The following is a 17,239-nucleotide window of genomic DNA, read 5'->3' on the forward strand; positions in this document are numbered from 1 at the left end:
CAGCCAATGGTTGAGAACCCACCAAAACCACAGGTTGCTATCATCGGTGGTGCAAAAGTTTCTTCAAAAATCGCTGTTTTGGAAAGCCTCTTGAAGAACGCTTCTGCCCTCGTTATCGGTGGTGGTATGGCTTACACATTCCTCAAAGCACAGGGTCACAAAGTTGGTATCTCTTTGGTTGAGGACGACTTCATCGATACAGCAAAAAAATTGCTCGCAGATGCAGCTGCTAAAGGCGTTAAAATCGTTCTCCCAGTTGACCATGTTGCAGCAGACAAATTCGATGCTAACGCAACTCCAGTTGCAGTTGACGGCGTAGATATCCCTGACAATCTCATGGCTATGGATGTTGGTCCAAAGACAATCGCTCTTTATACAGAAGTTCTCTCAACAGCTAAATCAGTTGTATGGAACGGACCGGTCGGCGTATTTGAATTCGACGCATTCGCAAAAGGTACGGCAACAGTTGCTCAGCTCGTTGCAGACGCAACAGGTCGTGGTGCTATGACGGTTGTTGGTGGCGGTGACTCAGTTGCAGCCGTAAACAAATTCCACCTTGCAGACAAAATGAGCCACGTATCAACAGGTGGCGGCGCAAGCCTTGAGTTCCTCGAAGGAAAAACACTCCCAGGCATTGCAATTCTTGCTACGAAGTAGAAAGAATTGCCAAGGTCGCGCAAGCGGCCGATGCATTCTTGCTACAAAATAAAGCAGGCGTTGCGGGCGGCGTTTGAGCCCGTTGGAAGGGGTAGCGCGCAACAAAGTGCGCGCGCAGGGGGAGACTTCCCCCTCCTTAATTTATTTTAGGAGAAAATTATGGCACGGACAAAATATGTTGCTGGTAACTGGAAAATGAACATGGACAAAGCTGGTGCTGTTGCCCTTGCTCAGGGATTGGTTGAGAGCCTCAAAGGTCTCAATGCAAAATACATGATTGCACCGCCTTTCGTATATCTTGACGCTGTTTCTCAGGTCGTAAAAGGTTCAAACATCATTCTTGGTGCTCAGAACATGACTGTAACAGACAATGGTGCACACACAGGTGCTATTTCATGGACAATGCTCAAAGATTTGGGTGTTGAAACTGTAATCCTCGGTCACTCAGAGCGCCGTGATGAGTTCAATGAGAGCGACAAGCTTATCAACGAAAAGGTTCACAAGGCAATTGACAACGGTCTTGATGTTGTTCTTTGTATCGGTGAGCTTTACTCACAGCGTGTTGCAGGCGTTACAAACCAGATTTGTGAGAATCAGGTAACTGAAGACTTGGCTGGCCTTACAGAAGCTCAGCTTGCACATGTATCAATCGCTTACGAACCGGTTTGGGCTATCGGAACTGGAAAAACTGCTACTCCGGCAGAAGCACAGGAAGTTCATGCTTTCGTTCGTGGCGTTATTGCTCGCCTTTACAGCCAGAAAGCTGCTGATGAGATTAAAATTCTCTACGGTGGTTCAATGAATGACGGCAATGCAGAAGAGCTCCTTGCTCAAGCTGACATCGACGGTGGTTTGATTGGCGGTGCTTCTCTTAAAGTAGACAAGTTCACTACAATCTGTAAATTCGCTTCAAAATAAGCTTTCAGTTTATAAAATGAACGGAAGGACTGTCCAAAATGAATAGGGCAGTCCTTTTTTAGTTTTAATATAGAAAAAAATCATGGAAAGCGTGATTAATTCAATCGAGAAATGCTCATTATTATTTATCTTCCTTGACTATAATCTTACTTTTTTATAAAATATTTTCTACTTATTTCAAATTGTGTTCATTCTTTGGAGAAAAAAATGGATTCTATTATTAAAGGCGTACTTTTAGTTGCATTCGTAGTTATTTGTGTTCTTCTTGTTCTTCTTGTTCTTGTACAGGATCAGGATAACAGTGGCATGGGCGGATTGCTCGGTGGTGGAAACTCTGCTGCATTCGGTTCACACTCTGCTTCTGTTCTCACGAAAGCAACTGTTGTTTTTGTTGTTTTGTTCTTTGTCGTTACTTTCGCAATTGCAAAGGTTCTTCCTACAAAATCTGACTCAAATGATGCAGATATGCGTGCTGCGGCTGAAGCTAGCGGTGCTGTAATGGAAGACAAAGGCGTTGCTCCAGAAGCTTCTGACGGTAAGTGGTGGGATGATTCTGCTAAGGCAGAGACTACAGAAACTGCTGCTGAAATTTCAGAAGCTGCTGCAAACTAAAATCTGTTTATTAACAACTGAAATTGTTGGAGTCTGACCGAGCTTTTTGGTCAGACTGTAAAAAAATACTATTTAATAGAGGATGACTGTGGTTTTAGGCGAAGTTTTTCCAAAGGATACTATTGTCGTAGAGCTTTCAAGCACGGAAAAAGATGAACTTTTTGAGGAACTTCTTGAAACCATTTATACTCATCATCCTGTCTTTGATAAGGCTCAGGCTCTTCATGTTCTTAATGAGCGTGAGTCTAAAATGACTACCGGAATCATGCATTCAGTTGGTCTGCCTCATGCCCTCATTCCTTCTATGAAAGGCTCAATTGGTGCAATCGGAATTTCAAAGGCTGGAATTGACTATGCATCTTTAGACAATGCCCCTGTTCATGTCGTGTTTATGATAATAGGTTCAGATAATGATACCGAGCGACATATTCAGATTCTGAAGCAGCTGGCATCTGTCCTTCAAATCAAAAATTTTGTCCAGAATATTCTTTCATTAAAAACTGCATCTGAGGTATACAATTTTATTTGCTCATCCGAAGAATCTTTGATACAATAGAACATATCGTACAGATAATCGAGGTGAATAATGTCTGAAAGGGAAGTAAATACAATCACACATCTTTTGGAGGTTGAACAGAGTGCTTCTGCGCTCACTTTCCAGGCTCAGGAAAAGGCTGACAAAAAAATTGCTGCTGCAAAACTTCAGGCAGATTCTGAATTCCAGTCAGCTTACACGAAACTTGTTGCGGATTTTGAAAAATCCTATAACGAAAAAATCTCATCTCTTGAAGAGTCTAAAAATCAGAAGTTGTCCGAGTACAAAACAAAAATAATGGCTTCGGCACAAGACAAAGCTGCTTTTAATTCTTATCTAGATTCCGTTCTTTTTGCGTGAATTATGGGGGCGGGTAATGGGCGCTTTGGACAGGTCTGCGGCTTCAAGTTTTGTTTATGCGAAGGCAAGCGGTCTTCTTTCAAAATCTTTCGTAGGTGATAATGCAGGTAAACTCTTTTCCGTTCAGTCGCTGAGGGAGCTTTATACACTCCTTTTCGGCGGCGAAGTTCCTTCTGTTCCCGAAGTTCTTCTTTCAAAAGAAATTGAGGTTAAGGCTGAACAGAGATTCCTTGCGCAGTATAAAAGTCTTCTTAATGAATTTGAAAATCCTTCTCCGATTCTTTCTGAAATCATAAAATTCTACGAATATGAAATATCAGATGACTTTGGCGGTGAAAAAGACCGTGAGCAGATCATGTCTCTTTGGCACGCTGTTTCTTCGTTGAAGGGGGCTGACCGTGCAAATCTTGCCCAGCTGTATAAAATGGAAATTTCCTTTAAGAATATTCTCTGGGTTCTCCGTCTGAAAGTCTATTATCATTTTTCGCCAGAGGAAATTTTAGATCAGCTTGTTTATGCCGATGATTCAAGGCCAAAAGATGATATTCTTGCCCGTGAGGCACTTTCAATTATTAACAATGATATTGCTTCTTATGATGACTGGAAAAAGTGGAAATATGCGCAGTTTCTGAATCCTCATGAAGAAGGCGTGATTTGGGAAATCGATCCATGCTGGATTGAGCGTGCCTTAAAGCATTATCTTTCAAAGGCTTACAGAAGATTTTTCCATAAAGATCCGATGAGTGTGACAAGTTTGGTTTCATGGTTTAGAATAAAGCAGTACGAACTTAATTGCATTCGCTCTGTGGCAGAAGGGCTTCGTCTTGGTGTTGAATCAGATAAAGTCATGGAAATTGCGGGATATTCTTCCGCACAGAATGCGTAGTGGGGGTTAAAATGGCTAGAACTACATCAATGAACCTTGTTGAGCTGATGGTCATGAAAGATGATATTGGCTCTGTTCTTGAATTTTTGGGCAAAAAAGGGAATTTCCAGTTTCAGACTCATAAATCCTCTGGTTCAGACGAAAAACTTGAAAATCAAGAGCGCGATTTGTTTCTGAAACTTCAGGATGCGCGTTCTTTCCTTAATATAGAAGATATTGATTCTGCATTCGTTGCTTCGGCTTCTTGTGCGGCTGCTGAAGACCGAAAGACTGCCGAAAAATTTATTGCTGATGTAGAGGAACTGAAAAAGCGCCAGGCACTTGCGACTGAAGAACTTAAACGGGTTCAGGAATCAAAAGAAGAGGCTGAATCTTTTAAGAATCTCAAGGTTCCTTTTTCTGAATTGGATCATCTTTCATTTCTTTCTATTAAAATCGGTAAAATCGATCCGAATGTCTTTGAGGACTTGAATTTTTCTGTTGGAAACAGGGCAATCATTGTTCCGCTTGGTGACGATAAATCGAAAATCATGGCGGCTAGTTCCAAAAAAGCACGATTTTCACTCGATACAGAATTGAAAAAATACGGATTTGTGCCATTTGAGATTCCTTCAGATTTCAAGGGCGTTCCAGATGATGTTATTGAAGGCCTTGATAAAAAGCTTGCTGAGGCAAAAAAAGCACTTGATTATATCAACGAAGAGATGAACAACATGGCTCTGGCTCATACAGATTTGCTGCGGGCTTTGCTTGCTTCTTTTGCAATTTCATCTCAAATTGTAGATGTCAAAAATAATCTTGAATCTACGAGCCTTGTATACAGAATTACCGGATGGATTCCTGCGGCAGACTGTCATTCAATGATGAAAGAACTGGATATGCTCACTGAAGGAAGAATTGCAATCCGTGTTTACAATCCGTTTGAGGTTCCTTCGGTTTTGAACGGTACTGAACAGGTTCCAGTAAGGTTAAAGCATGGGAAGCTTGTCGGTGCTTTTGAGCGCATGATTTTCAGTTATGGCTCACCTGTTTACGGTGCAATTGATCCTACACCTTTCGTTGCGATTTTCTTCACGATTCTTTTTGGAATCATGTTCGGTGACGCAGGACAAGGTTCGATTTTCTTACTGCTCGGTCTTTTGATGAATTTTAAGCTGATTAAGGTTGGCGGATGGAACAAATTTGCTCCTGTTTTCATGGCAATTGGCTGTTCAAGCATGATTATGGGCTTGCTTACTGGCGAATTCTTTGGAAATGAGACGATTTTGGAGCCTGTCGCAATGGCGATTACCGGACTTTTCGGGGAGCCTCATGCACCGATTCTTCATTTAATGCCTAACGGAAGCCCACATTCAATCAAAATGATGTTTATGTTCTTTGGCTTTACCGTTGGTGTTGGATTTATAATTAACTCTATTGGTATTATCATTAATGTAATCAATAATTTTTTGATGCATAAAGTCGGAAAAGCTCTTTTTGGTAAGAGCGGACTTTCTGGTGCAGTTTTCTTCTGGTATGTTGTTGTCATGGCGATTCGTATCGCTTTCTTTAAATATGCTATAGGAACCTGCGATTGGATTGTAATCGGTACAACTCTCTTCCTTACAATGTTCTCAGAGCCGATTCATCGTCTTTTAGAGCATGAACGAACTGTGCTTGAGAATGGTCTTTTTGCGGCGGTGATAGAGGCTGTCGTTGAGCTGCTTGAAACTGTAATCAGCTACCTTTCAAGTACAATCAGTTTTGTCCGTGTTGGTGCTTTCGGTCTGGCGCACGCAGTTTTGGGATTCATCATCCTTACGCTTTCGGAAATGGCAGGTCCTGCTTATCTTGCAGTCATGCTTGTGGGAAATGCGATTGTCGTTGTTCTTGAGGGAATGATTGTTGCAATTCAGGTCATTCGATTGCAGTATTATGAGTTCTTCTCTAAATTCTTCAATGAAACGGGACGGGAATTTAAACCTTTCTCGTTTGATTATAAATAAATAAGGTCATAGTGAGGTTTTGTTATGAACAAAAAACTTTTGGCGATTCTGGCTGTTCTTGCCGGTCTTTCAGTTTTTAGTGCTGCAGCACAGGATGCTGCTGCTTCTCAGAATGTTGAGGCTGCCGCTTCTACACAGTCTGTTTCTGCTCAGACAGAAGTTGCTCAGGCTGAGAAGGCTGATTCTTCTGCAATCAAGTACATCGCCGCAGGTCTTGCTGTTGGTATTGCTTGTATCGCTGGCGGTATGGCTGTAGGTAAAATCGGTGCTGCTGCAATGGGTGCAATGAGCGAGAATGCTGAGCTTTCAGGAAAAGCTTTGCCGTTCGTAGGTCTTGCAGAAGGTATCTGTCTTTGGGGATTCCTCGTAGCATTGCTTATCATCATTTTGTAATTTTATGGAATATTTTGTCATCGCAGAAAGGGAAATTATTCTCGGTTTCAAACTGGTTGGTGTTGACGGCTGTGTCGCACTTAACCGTGAAGAAGCGTTGAATGCGTTCCGTCGAGTCACTGGACTTGGCGGAACAGAAAGTGTTCCTGTCGATGAAAGACCAAAAATCTTGATTCTGACTGAAGATGTATCTGCTATGATTGAAGATGAAGTTCTTTCATGGCAGAAAGGCAGTCAGTATCCGCTGATTGTTGAGATTCCTGGTATTCACGGTCATCTTGAAGGCAAAAAATCCCTCACAGACGCGATTCGTGAAGCCGTAGGAATTTCGGTGTAATTCAAAAGGATGAGCAGAATTTAAAGGACAGATAACGACAACCAATTGAATCCTTTGAATTCTTGTGAATCCTGCTGAATTATCAAATTGTTTTTTAGGGAACAGTATGGAAGAGTTACGATCTACTGAAATTCTTGATAAAGAGATTGAAGCTGACGCACGAAAAAAAGCAGAGAAGATTCTTGCACGGGCTGAAGAAGAAAGCACGGCAATTCTTGCGGATGTCTCTCGCCGTGTTGATGAAGCGTCAAAACAGAAAGAATTATATTATGCCGAAAAATTGTCTCTGTTCGAGAGGAGCATTGAAGAAGCTCTGCCGCTGGAAAAAGGCCGCTTCCTTGTTTCTTTTTATGATGATTCTGTTTCAAAGGCGTTTAATGAATATTTTGAAAATCTTGGTGAAGCAAAACGCCTTGCACTTGTAGAAAAAAAACTAAGAAATTTGCCTCAACACTTGTTTGAGAAAAAAATAAATGCATTTGTTTTCGGTTTTAATCTTTCCGACGCAAAAAAAATGCTTGAAAAATCCCTCAAGAATCTTGGAGAAGTTTCTGAGGTTGTTTTTGAAAAATCCGGGGAAGAAGCCGTAAAAGGAAATGATTTCCATGAGGGCATTATTCTTTCAAGCGATGATGGATTTGTGAAAATCCGCCTTACCATTGACCAGATTTTGCGCGAAACAAAAGATAGATGTAGCGAAGAACTTGTAAAAACATTGTTCGGGGGGAGGTTGCCTGAATGAGCGAAGTAAAAGGTAAAATCACTCAGGGTAAGATTACTCGAATTTCAGGACCGATTGTTTATGCCGAAGGTCTGGAAGGTTGCGGTCTTTATGATGTGGTTGATGTCGGAAACAAAAAAATCATCGGTGAAATCATCCGTCAGAATGAAGGCAAGGCAACTATTCAGGTTTACGAAGACGACACTGGAATGAAAATTGGTGAAGAAGTCCTTTGTAACGGTCGTCCGCTTTCGCTCCGTCTTGGACCAGGTCTTGTTGGTACGATTTATGACGGTATTCAGCGTCCTCTTAAAAATATGTTCGAAAAATCAGGTGCTTTTTTGATTCCTGGAGAGCGAACAGAGCCAATTGACATCGATAAGAAGTGGAAGATGACTGTAGCCGAGGGCGTTTCTGAGGGAATGGCAATTTCGGCTGGAATGGTCTTGGGCTATGTTCAGGAAACTGAGTCAATCCGTCATAAAATCATGGTTCCACCGACTGTCCGGGGCCGTGTTCTAAAGACCTTTAAGGGTGAGGGCGAATACACCGTCGATGATGTAATCGGTACAACTGAGCTTGATGAAGAAATCAAACTTTCTCATTACTGGCCGCTTCGTGTTCCTCGTCCTTATGCCAAAAAACTTGAAGTAAGCCAGCCTCTTGTTACTGGTCAGCGTGTAATCGATGTGTTCTTCCCGCTTAGTAAGGGTGGCACGGCAGCTATTCCTGGCGGTTTCGGTACTGGTAAGACTATGACTCAGCACGCAATCGCAAAATGGTGTGATGCTGATTTAATCGTATACATCGGATGTGGTGAGCGCGGTAACGAAATGACTGATGTTCTCACAGAATTCCCGACCTTGATTGACCCGCGAACAGGTCGCTCGCTCATGGAGCGAACGATTTTGATTGCGAACACTTCAAATATGCCTGTTGCGGCACGAGAAGTTTCTCTTTATTCGGGAATTACTCTGGCAGAATATTACCGTGATATGGGTATGCATGTCGCTATCATGGCAGATTCGACTTCCCGCTGGGCTGAGGCTTTGCGAGAACTTTCTGGTCGAATGGAAGAAATGCCTGCTGAAGAGGGCTTCCCGGCTTATCTTCCGACCCGATTGGCAGAATTTTACGAGCGGGCAGGTCGCGTAAATGCACTTTGTGGTGAGGAAGGTTCTGTTTCTGTAATCGGAGCGGTTTCTCCTCCGGGCGGTGATTTCTCTGAACCTGTTACTCAGCATACAAAGCGATTTATCCGCTGCTTCTGGGCACTCGACCGCGAGCTTGCGAACGCACGACACTATCCTGCTATCGGATGGATTGAAAGCTATTCTGAATATGCAGAAGAAATTCGTGAATGGTGGGATAAACTTGATCCCAAATGGGCGGAAGTTCGTCTTTCTGCACTTGAACTTCTCAAAAAAGAGCAGCGATTGCAGCAGATTGTCCGTTTGATAGGTCCTGACGCATTGCCTGACAGTGAGCGAATTGTCCTCACCGTTGCAGATATGATTAAAAACGGATTCTTGCAGCAGAGCGCATTTGATGCAGTTGATGTGTATTCTGTTCCTCAAAAGCAGATTGCAATTCTTCTGCTGATTATGACTTATTATAATCGTGCATTGTCTGTAATTAAGGCTGGAGCACCGCTTCCAACTGTAACGGCTCTTCCAATTAAAGATGAAATTGTCCGTTTGAAATCTTCAGTGCCTAACGACAAGCTTGAGATGATTAAGGAAGTCGAAGGCCGCCTCGATGAACAGATGGGCAATCTTGAGAGACAATATATAGTGAACCGTTCGGCGTAGCCGAAAAAACTTGCGAGGCAAGTTTTTAGGTGAGTCTCGGTGAAGGCTGTGCCTGAACCGCGATAAATTGGGGCGTTGAAGTCGAGTTTGCAAAGCAAACTCGCAGGGCTCCCCGCAGAGTGGGGTACGACACAACGAAGTGTGGCGTAGGGGAGAGACTTCTCCCCTTTTGGAGAATATATGAAAGGCATTGAATATAAAGGCGTAAGTTCTGTTGACGGACCGATTATTGTCGTAAAACGCAGCGAGAACATTTTTTACAATGAAATTGTTTCTGTTCGTGACCGAAATGGTGAAAAAAAGACCGGACGAGTCATTGATTTGAACGAGAAAATCGCGATTGTTCAGGTTTTTGGTTCTACGACTGGCTTGGACTTGCATGAAACTTCCGTTGAGTTCCTTGATGAACCGATGGAGCTTCGTGTTGGCGACGGTTTGATGGGGCGAATTTTCAATGGTTTGGGAGAACCTATCGACGGTCTTCCGCCGATTGTCTCAAGCAAAAAAGTCGATGTCAATGGCATGCCGATTAATCCTTTTGCGCGAGTGTATCCGCGTGACTTTATTCAGACAGGAATTTCTTCAATCGACGGCATGAACACTCTGATTCGTGGCCAGAAGTTGCCGATTTTCTCTGGAAACGGTCTTCCGCACAACCGACTTGCTGCTCAGATTATCCGACAGGCAAAAATCCGAAACAGCGATGAGCAGTTTGTAATGGTTTTTGCCGGTATGGGCATTAAATACGATCAGGCTCAGTTCTTCATTAATTCTTTTGAGGAATCTGGAGTTCTTTCAAAGGTCGTTATGTTCCAGTCACTTGCAGATGCTCCTTCTATTGAACGAATCATCACTCCGCGATGTGCCTTGACGGCTGCAGAATATCTTGCATACGAAAAAAATATGCATGTTCTCGTCGTTATGACTGATATGACAAACTATTGTGAGGCTTTGCGTGAAATTTCCACAACTCGTGGTGAAGTTCCTGGCCGAAAAGGTTATCCTGGCTACTTGTATTCGGATTTGGCCGAGCTTTACGAACGCGCTGGTAAAATCAAAGGAAGCACTGGTTCAATCACCCAGATCCCAATCCTTACGATGCCGAACGATGATATTTCTCACCCGATTCCAGACTTGACTGGATACATCACGGAAGGTCAGATTGTTCTTGACCGTGAGTTGAGCCAGAAGGGCGTTTATCCGCCAGTTTCTGGATTGCCTTCGCTTTCACGATTGATGAAAGACGGTATTGGCGAGGGCATGACCCGCGAAGATCATTCTGCTGTTTCAAGTCAGCTTTTTGCGGCTTATTCTAAGGTAAAATCTATTCGAAATCTTGCGGCAATCATCGGTGAAGAAGAATTGGGCGAAGTTGACCGAATGTATCTCAAATTCGGTGAGGCTCTTGAAACTCAGTTCTTTAGTCAGGGTGAATATGAAAACCGCTCGATTGAGGAAACTCTTGATTTGGGCTGGAAATTGCTAAAAATCCTGCCAAAGAACGAGCTTTATCGAATCAAGCCAGAATTGATTGAGAAATATTACCCACAAGAGGAGGAGTAAAAAAATGTCAGAATTAGCTTTTAAGCAACTTTCTTCGCAAATTGATATGCTCTCGTATGCGGAGCGAATTATGTTGCTTGATAAAATTGTGAAAACTTTACACGCTCCTGTGAAGTCGCCGAAGAAAGAGTCTTCTGATTTTGATGCCGCTTTCGGATTATGGAAAGATAGAGAAATTTCTATCGAAGATATCAGGGCAAAAGCCTGGGGACGATAAAAATGGTTTATCTTTGTGATACTTGTATTCTTATTGATTTTCTTCGTGGTAAAACAGAAATCAAAGATAAACTCTCAAAAGATCGAGAATTTGGTTTGGGAATGTCATCTGTAACCTATATGGAACTGATGGTGGGAGCCTTAAACAAGCGGGAAGTAGGTATAATAAAAAAGGCATTTTCAGATTTTGAAATTGTAGAAATCTCTGAATCAATTTCAAAAAAAGCGAGAAACCTAATTGAAAAATTTACAAAAAGTCACGGACTTCTAATACCAGATGCATTAATTGGTGCTACGGCATTAGAATTAGATTTGCCACTATATACGGCAAATCTAAAAGATTTCCAATTTATATCAGACTTAAAATTGGTGTAAGGTAATATTCTGTTGGTAATGTATTATAAATGCAAAGTGATAAGATATTGTAGGAGAAAATTATGATTAAAAAAATTACATTTATAATTTGTTTTTTTCTTATATTTTCTTGTAAAACTGAGAAAATACGCTGGTATGTAAAAGGCTCAGATAAAACTTATGAATATGTCTATGAGGAAAACAAAATTCTTGTTGATGGGCGAATCTATTGTTTAGTAGATGAGAACAGCTATTTGATTTCTAAGACAAACGAAAAACTCGGTATGCTAAAAATTACTCATAATAAAATTATTGAAAGCTATTATTTACCTGACGATTGTCAAAAATTTTTTTATACAATAGAATTTGATAGAAAGACTGGTAAAATGGTAAAATTCACTACATACGATGATGGATTAGGTAGTTATGTACATGAATATGACAAAAAAACTGGCAAAGAGATAAAAAGCACTTCATACGATGATGATGGAAAAATTGATTATGTACATGAATATGACAAAGAAACTGGCAAAGAGATAAAGAGCACTTCATACAATGATGGAAAAATTCGGTATGTAGTTGAGTACGATAAAGAAACTGGCAAAGAAGTAAAAAGCACTTCATACCATGATGGAAAAATTGATTATGTATGTGAATATGACAAAGAAACTGGCAAAGAGATAAAAAGCACTTCATACAATGATGGAAAAATTTGGTATGTAGATGAGTACGATAAAGAAACTGGCAAAAAAGTAAAAAGCACTTCATACGATGATGATGGAAAAATTGATTATGTAAGTGAATATGACAAAAATACGGGAGAAGAAATAGAAACAAACTGGTTTGATTGAAGTTTGATTTAATTTTCCTAGATTTTGCGTTAGCAAAATCGAATCCGTGTGACATAATGGGATGTTATGGGTGTGTCCCCGTAGAGAGGGTAGACGATTCTTTAGAAGAGGCGTAGGGGGAGACTTCCCCCTCCCCTTAAATATATAATCTGCGTTAATCAGCGTGCATCTGCGTCTGATAAACAAGGCGAATTTATGGCAAAACTTAACATTGCACCTACTAAATCTAATCTTCTCGCTATAAAAGAGCAGCTTTCTGTGGCTGTGGACGGGTATGATTTGCTTGAGCAGAAGCGTGAAATTCTCGTTATGGAACTCATGCACATGGTTGAGAAGGTAAAACTTCTGGAGCGTGAACTTGATAAGAGCATTTCTAAGGCTTATCCTGCGCTCCGAAATATGCTGATGACGGTTGGCGGCGATCAGACCGAGAGAATTTCAAAATCAATTCATTATAACTATGATATAAAAGAAAAACTTGTTCAGGCGGGCGGTATGACTTTCAATTCGGTTGAAGTGCAGCTCCCAAAACAGCAGCTTTTCTATTCGTTCATGGGAACTTTTGCTGATTCCGATAAAGTAATGACCGAGTTTTTCAAGCTTCTTTCGCTTTTGACGGAAATGGCTTCAATCAGGACTATTGCATGGCGGCTTGCAACTGAGGTTAAAAAGACTCAGCGACGAGTTAATGCTTTGGATAAAATGATTATTCCACAGAACCGCGAAACAAAAGTCTACATTGAGAGCGTTCTTGAAGAGCGTGAACGAGAAAACACCTTCGTCCTGAAGAGCTTGAAGAACCGTAAATCGGGAGAGAGAAATGATTAAACCTTTGTTTCAAAAAATTATCGTTGCCGTTAATGGTTCGGAACAGTCGATTCATGCCGCAATGTACGGAATTTTGATGGCTAAGCAGTATAAGTGTGAACTCAAGGCGATTTATGTTGTTGATACATCCACGCTCAAGCAGCTTACCATGAGTAGAATTTTTCTTGAAGAAGAAAGCCTTCATTACGAGCAGCGTCTCTGTGATGATGGAAACCGCTATCTGAAATATTTGACGAATCTCGCAAAGGAAAAGGAAGTCAAAATGCAGACGGAACTGAAAAAAGGTTCAGTTTGGTCGGAAGTCATTAAAACAGCCGATGATTTTGGCGCAAACCTGATTCTTTTGGGCGGTAAGGAACTTCATGGGGAGCTTGTCCAGAACTCAATCCGTCATGATAAAATTTCTTCAATCAATGCTGAAATTATCGGCAGCGCACTTTGCAATGTGCTTGTTGTGCGCGAACCGAATATCGAAAAATTGTTTAAAATTGCGTGATTTTTAGCATGACCTTCCTTCAACCGCAGCGTATTTTCCCAAAACTTTCATAAGCTCGTCAAACTGATTTGGCGTGAGAGATTGTTCGCCGTCACAAAGGGCTTTTTCTGGATTGTTGTGCACTTCAATAATCAAACCGTCAGCACCAACCGCAACTGCCGCTTTTGCAAGAGTCGGAACCATCCATCGTATTCCACAGGCATGACTCGGATCAATGATAACCGGGAGATGTGTTTCTCTTTTTAAGTAAGGTACAATGCTCAAATCAAGACAGTTTCTTGTGTAATTGTCGAAGGTGCGGATACCACGCTCGCAGAGAATTACATTTTCATTTCCGCTTGCCATGATGTATTCAGCACTCATGAGGAATTCTTTAACTGTTGCACTTAATCCGCGTTTCAGGAGGATAGGATTTTTGAGTTTGCCGACTTCTTTGAGTAAATCGAAATTCTGCATGTTTCTGGCGCCAATCTGAATGATGTCAACATCCTCAAAAAGTGGAATTTGATTAATGGCCATAAGTTCCGTGACGATTGGGAGTCCTGTTTCTTTGCGGGCGATTTTGAGAAGTTCCAGTCCTTCTGCACCTAATCCCTGAAATGAATAAGGGGAAGTGCGGGGCTTGAATGCTCCACCTCGCAGAAATCTTGCACCGCTGGCCTTGACTGCCTTTGCGACTTCGATAATCTGTTCTTCTGTCTCTACGGAGCATGGACCTGCCATTACAGAAACCGTTTTTCCGTCGCCAATTTCTGCTCCGAGTTTTGAATCCAGAGTTGATTTTACGGAAATTACCGTGTCTTTCGGATGGAATGAACGACTTGCCTGTTTGTAAGGTGCTTTGATTCGCTGTGCACTTTCGACGATATCATTTGCGAGCAGTTCTTCGGGCGTGATGTGGCTTGTGTCGCCAATCAGACCTAAAATCGTGACATCTTTTCCTTTTGACTCATGGATTTCAAGTCCTTTTGATCTGAGGCTTGCCTTGAGTTCTTCAATCTTCTGCTTTTCAGCTCCATTTTTCAATACGACAATCATTTTAATTCCTCCTGTGCACATAAAAAAAGGACTTCCTTTTATGGAAGTCCTTGCAAATGCCGTTATAATTTCGCAACTTTACGCATTTACCTTTTGCGTATGACTTCCACTGCGGACACGAGAAAAATAAAAATAGCCATAATAAAAGTAAGCCTTCATAAATGAAGCTGTCTGGCTTGAGAAAGATTTTTCTGTCGCATAAGAAGTGTTGCGATTCATGAAATTTATTTAATACCTTTTAAAGAGTTTTGTCAAGCTATCTTCTGCCAAATGCTTCAAGGTTTGCAAGACCACGCTTAAATTGCGGAATCCTTGCGCAGGCACTTGTATCCCAGTCGCTTCTGTCACCTCGTTTGAGGAAGTGATAGGCGACACCTGCAATCATTGCGCCGTTATCACCGCAAAGCTTTAACGGAGGGAAAATGCATTTGATGTCGGTTCGTTCTGCGAGCAGGGAACGGAGCCGTGAATTTGCAGCAACACCGCCACCTGCAACTACTGTTTTAAGGCCAGTGTCTTCAACTGCGCGGAAAAGCCGGCTGGTCAAGGTTTTGCAGGCGGTTTCCTGGAATGCGGCACAGATGTTTTCGTTCGTTTTTTCGTAGCCAGGTTTTAAGAACATATCTGCCTGATGGATGACGGCTGTTTTAAGTCCAGAGAATGAAACATCGTAGCGGTTGTTTTCTCGTTTGTCGAGTTTTGGAACAGGAAATGCGAAAGATTTTGGGTCGCCGGACTGAGCCAGTTTGTCGATTATTACTCCGCCCGGATAGCCAAGTCCGTAAAATTTTGAAACCTTGTCAAACGCCTCGCCAACGCTGTCATCGATGGTGGTTCCGAGGACTTCAAGGTCGTCAAAACCGTTTACTTTTGCGATGATTGAGTGCCCGCCGCTTACGAGTAATCCAAGATAAGGATATTGAATTTCGTTTTCAAGATGTGCGGCATACATGTGGCCGAGCATGTGATTTATTGCGATGAATGGTTTTCCGCATGCCCATGCCAGAGTTTTTCCGAATGTGAGTCCGACTAAAAGACTTCCCATCAATCCTGGTCTGTTTGTGGCGGCGATTGCGTCAACTTCATCCAAAGTCATATTAGCTTCTGTTAGTGCCTGCCGGACTACAGGCAGAATCCATTCTGCGTGCTTGCGGCTTGCGATTTCCGGTACGACTCCCTTGTAAACTTCATGAAAAGGAATCTGTGTTGCGACTACATTTGAAATGATTTTTTTGCCATCTTCTACAATGGCACAAGCTGTTTCGTCACAGCTGCTTTCTATACCAAGAACTTTCATGATTGCCTCTTTATCTTAATTGACTCGGTGTTGCAAATCTGTATCCTGCGGCTTTTATTTCGGGGTACATTTCTGCAAGTAAATCCGGAAGAATCTTCACGCTTTTATCAACATGACCGATTACGATTGCCCTTCCGTGCCTGTTTGCGTATGCGAGCGTTTCCCTCATCCTCTCAAGCATTTTAGCCCTGTCGATGTCATTATCGAGATAGGGACCGGCCTTTTCAAAAATCGTCATGTCTCTTTCAAGAGCTGCCTGCGGTGCTTTTGTTGCTGCTGTTGTCCTTGAATCCAAAAAATATACACCCATTTCATTGCAGACTTCAAGTACCGCCCCAATTTTTATTTCATTTGAGGTAATCAGCGAACCTTCGTGATTGTTGATTCCGCGAACTCCCTGGCCAAGTTCCTGAAAATTTGCCTTTATTATAGAAGCAATTTGATAAGATGTCATGTCTGCTTTTATTGCTCCCGGTCCTGGATCCAGATTCAGATTCGTGGCCTGCATTGGCTGGTGTAAAATCAGCTCTTTTCCGGCTTCACGGACTGCATTTGCGCAGGCTCGCGATTGTGCCAGTCTTGGAAGCACGGCAATTGTAATTGGAAAGGGAAGTGCGGTATATCTTTTTGTGTTTTCGACGCTTCTACCCGCATCGTCAATCACGATTACGATTGTTGCACCGTTTGAAGCTGGCGGAATGTCAAATCGGTTTTTAGGTATGTTTTTTTGAATCTGCTCTTCGTTGTAAGGTGTTTTTGAAGAGGCAAGCTGTGGGGCAGTTGATTTTGTGGCCAGAGCAGGTTTTTCTGTCTGCACGGTTGATTTTGCCGTCTGGACAGGTTTCGCGGTCTGCACAGTTGGTTTTGCGGTCTGGGCAGTTTTTTCTGTCTGTACAGGTGTTTTTGCGGTCTGAGCAGGTTTCGTGGTCTGCACGGTTGATTTTGTTGTCTGAGCAGGTTTTTCTGTCTGCACGTTTGATTTTGCCGTCTGAACTGGTTTTTCTGTCTGTACAGGTGATTTTGCCGTCTGGACAGGTTTCGCGGTCTGCACAGTTGGTTTTACCGTCTGAGCAGTTTTTTCTATCTTTTCGTGGCTTTCTGTATTTGAGGTAATTTTTACTGATTCTGAAGATTTTTCAACGGGCTGGGGCGCAGTTTGATTAAATACAACGCTCATTGCAAGCGCGAGAACGCAGATGCCTGAAATCAATGAACTGAGAAGAATGACTTTGTTTTTGGCAAGCTGAACCTTGGGCTTTTTTGCGCGGGTACGGCTTTTAGTTCCGCCGCTTTTTTTTGTGGATGAAGTTCGTTTTGTTGTTGAAGTTTTACGAGTCTTATCAGATTTGTTATCAAGCATAGAATGGTTTTATTTTACAGT

The 17,239-nt window shown here is 42.2% G+C and carries 20 protein-coding genes; 17 read left to right on the top strand and 3 right to left on the bottom strand.

All coding sequences use genetic code 11. The features are described 5' to 3' along the window. The 17 genes from pgk to Q0Q74_RS10480 all read left to right on the top strand — a co-directional run. Positions 1–657, top strand: a 657-nt coding sequence (pgk, locus tag Q0Q74_RS10400) for a phosphoglycerate kinase (RefSeq protein WP_294430592.1), incomplete at its 5' end; no start/stop codon positions are given. 159 nt (positions 658–816) lie between these two features. Next, complete coding sequence (gene tpiA / locus Q0Q74_RS10405; protein ID WP_294430597.1) at positions 817–1,575, top strand: triose-phosphate isomerase; 759 nt, start codon at positions 817–819, stop codon at positions 1,573–1,575. Between the two features lie 207 nt (positions 1,576–1,782). Beyond that, entirely contained in the window at positions 1,783–2,187 is a 405-nt protein-coding gene (secG, locus tag Q0Q74_RS10410; RefSeq protein WP_294430599.1) for a preprotein translocase subunit SecG, read from the top strand. An 82-nt stretch (positions 2,188–2,269) separates the two neighbouring features. After that, entirely contained in the window at positions 2,270–2,743 is a 474-nt protein-coding gene (locus Q0Q74_RS10415; RefSeq protein WP_294430601.1) for a PTS sugar transporter subunit IIA, read from the top strand. Positions 2,744–2,773: 30 nt separating this feature from the next. Continuing rightward, on the top strand, positions 2,774–3,082 hold the full coding sequence (locus Q0Q74_RS10420; RefSeq protein ID WP_294430602.1) for a hypothetical protein: 309 nt from the start codon (positions 2,774–2,776) through the stop codon (positions 3,080–3,082). A gap of 16 nt (positions 3,083–3,098) precedes the next feature. Continuing rightward, positions 3,099–3,968 carry a V-type ATPase subunit gene (locus Q0Q74_RS10425; RefSeq protein ID WP_294430604.1) on the top strand — a complete coding sequence of 290 codons (870 nt, stop codon included), beginning with the start codon at positions 3,099–3,101 and terminating at the stop codon, positions 3,966–3,968. Between the two features lie 11 nt (positions 3,969–3,979). Continuing rightward, positions 3,980–5,953, top strand: a complete 1,974-nt coding sequence (locus tag Q0Q74_RS10430) for a V-type ATPase 116kDa subunit family protein (RefSeq protein WP_294430608.1) — start codon at positions 3,980–3,982, stop codon at positions 5,951–5,953. 24 nt (positions 5,954–5,977) lie between these two features. Further along, complete coding sequence (locus Q0Q74_RS10435) at positions 5,978–6,346, top strand: ATP synthase subunit C (protein WP_294430611.1); 369 nt, start codon at positions 5,978–5,980, stop codon at positions 6,344–6,346. A 4-nt stretch (positions 6,347–6,350) separates the two neighbouring features. Then, a complete protein-coding gene (locus Q0Q74_RS10440; protein WP_294430612.1) occupies positions 6,351–6,683 on the top strand; it encodes a V-type ATP synthase subunit F in 333 nt (110 codons plus the stop codon). 106 nt (positions 6,684–6,789) lie between these two features. Further along, positions 6,790–7,425, top strand: coding sequence for a V-type ATP synthase subunit E family protein (locus tag Q0Q74_RS10445; protein ID WP_294430616.1), 636 nt, complete (start codon positions 6,790–6,792; stop codon positions 7,423–7,425). Next, positions 7,422–9,215 (top strand): V-type ATP synthase subunit A, encoded by a 1,794-nt coding sequence (locus Q0Q74_RS10450; RefSeq protein ID WP_294430619.1) that lies wholly within the window; start codon positions 7,422–7,424, stop codon positions 9,213–9,215. The genes Q0Q74_RS10445 and Q0Q74_RS10450 overlap by 4 nt, the downstream gene beginning before the upstream one ends. A 180-nt stretch (positions 9,216–9,395) precedes the next feature. Continuing rightward, a complete protein-coding gene (locus Q0Q74_RS10455) occupies positions 9,396–10,778 on the top strand; it encodes a V-type ATP synthase subunit B (protein WP_294430620.1) in 1,383 nt (460 codons plus the stop codon). A gap of 4 nt (positions 10,779–10,782) precedes the next feature. Continuing rightward, positions 10,783–10,995, top strand: coding sequence for a hypothetical protein (locus Q0Q74_RS10460; protein ID WP_294430622.1), 213 nt, complete (start codon positions 10,783–10,785; stop codon positions 10,993–10,995). A 2-nt stretch (positions 10,996–10,997) separates the two neighbouring features. Next, positions 10,998–11,369: a type II toxin-antitoxin system VapC family toxin gene (locus Q0Q74_RS10465; protein WP_294430623.1), complete on the top strand. Its 372-nt coding sequence runs from the start codon at positions 10,998–11,000 to the stop codon at positions 11,367–11,369. A 62-nt stretch (positions 11,370–11,431) separates the two neighbouring features. Beyond that, a complete protein-coding gene (locus Q0Q74_RS10470; RefSeq protein ID WP_294430625.1) occupies positions 11,432–12,199 on the top strand; it encodes a DUF2963 domain-containing protein in 768 nt (255 codons plus the stop codon). Positions 12,200–12,394: 195 nt separating this feature from the next. Next, positions 12,395–13,027 (top strand): V-type ATP synthase subunit D, encoded by a 633-nt coding sequence (locus Q0Q74_RS10475; protein ID WP_294430629.1) that lies wholly within the window; start codon positions 12,395–12,397, stop codon positions 13,025–13,027. After that, the gene (locus Q0Q74_RS10480; RefSeq protein WP_294430631.1) at positions 13,020–13,523 is read left to right on the top strand and encodes a universal stress protein; all 504 of its coding nucleotides are present in this window, start codon (positions 13,020–13,022) and stop codon (positions 13,521–13,523) included. The genes Q0Q74_RS10475 and Q0Q74_RS10480 overlap by 8 nt, the downstream gene beginning before the upstream one ends. 3 nt (positions 13,524–13,526) lie before the next feature. On the opposite strand, the gene aroF is transcribed toward Q0Q74_RS10480, so the two are convergent. The 3 genes from aroF to Q0Q74_RS10495 all read right to left on the bottom strand — a co-directional run bounded on the left by aroF (position 13,527) and on the right by Q0Q74_RS10495 (position 17,218). Beyond that, the gene (aroF, locus tag Q0Q74_RS10485) at positions 13,527–14,561 is read right to left on the bottom strand and encodes a 3-deoxy-7-phosphoheptulonate synthase (RefSeq protein ID WP_294430634.1); all 1,035 of its coding nucleotides are present in this window, start codon (positions 14,559–14,561) and stop codon (positions 13,527–13,529) included. Between the two features lie 256 nt (positions 14,562–14,817). Then, on the bottom strand, positions 14,818–15,858 hold the full coding sequence (gene tsaD / locus Q0Q74_RS10490; RefSeq protein WP_294430636.1) for a tRNA (adenosine(37)-N6)-threonylcarbamoyltransferase complex transferase subunit TsaD: 1,041 nt from the start codon (positions 15,856–15,858) through the stop codon (positions 14,818–14,820). Between the two features lie 10 nt (positions 15,859–15,868). Further along, positions 15,869–17,218, bottom strand: a complete 1,350-nt coding sequence (locus Q0Q74_RS10495; RefSeq protein WP_294430638.1) for a divergent polysaccharide deacetylase family protein — start codon at positions 17,216–17,218, stop codon at positions 15,869–15,871. Positions 17,219–17,239: the final 21 nt, after the last annotated feature.

It is taken from the genome of uncultured Treponema sp. (assembly GCF_946187725.1).
Lineage (GTDB): Bacteria > Spirochaetota > Spirochaetia > Treponematales > Treponemataceae > Treponema_D.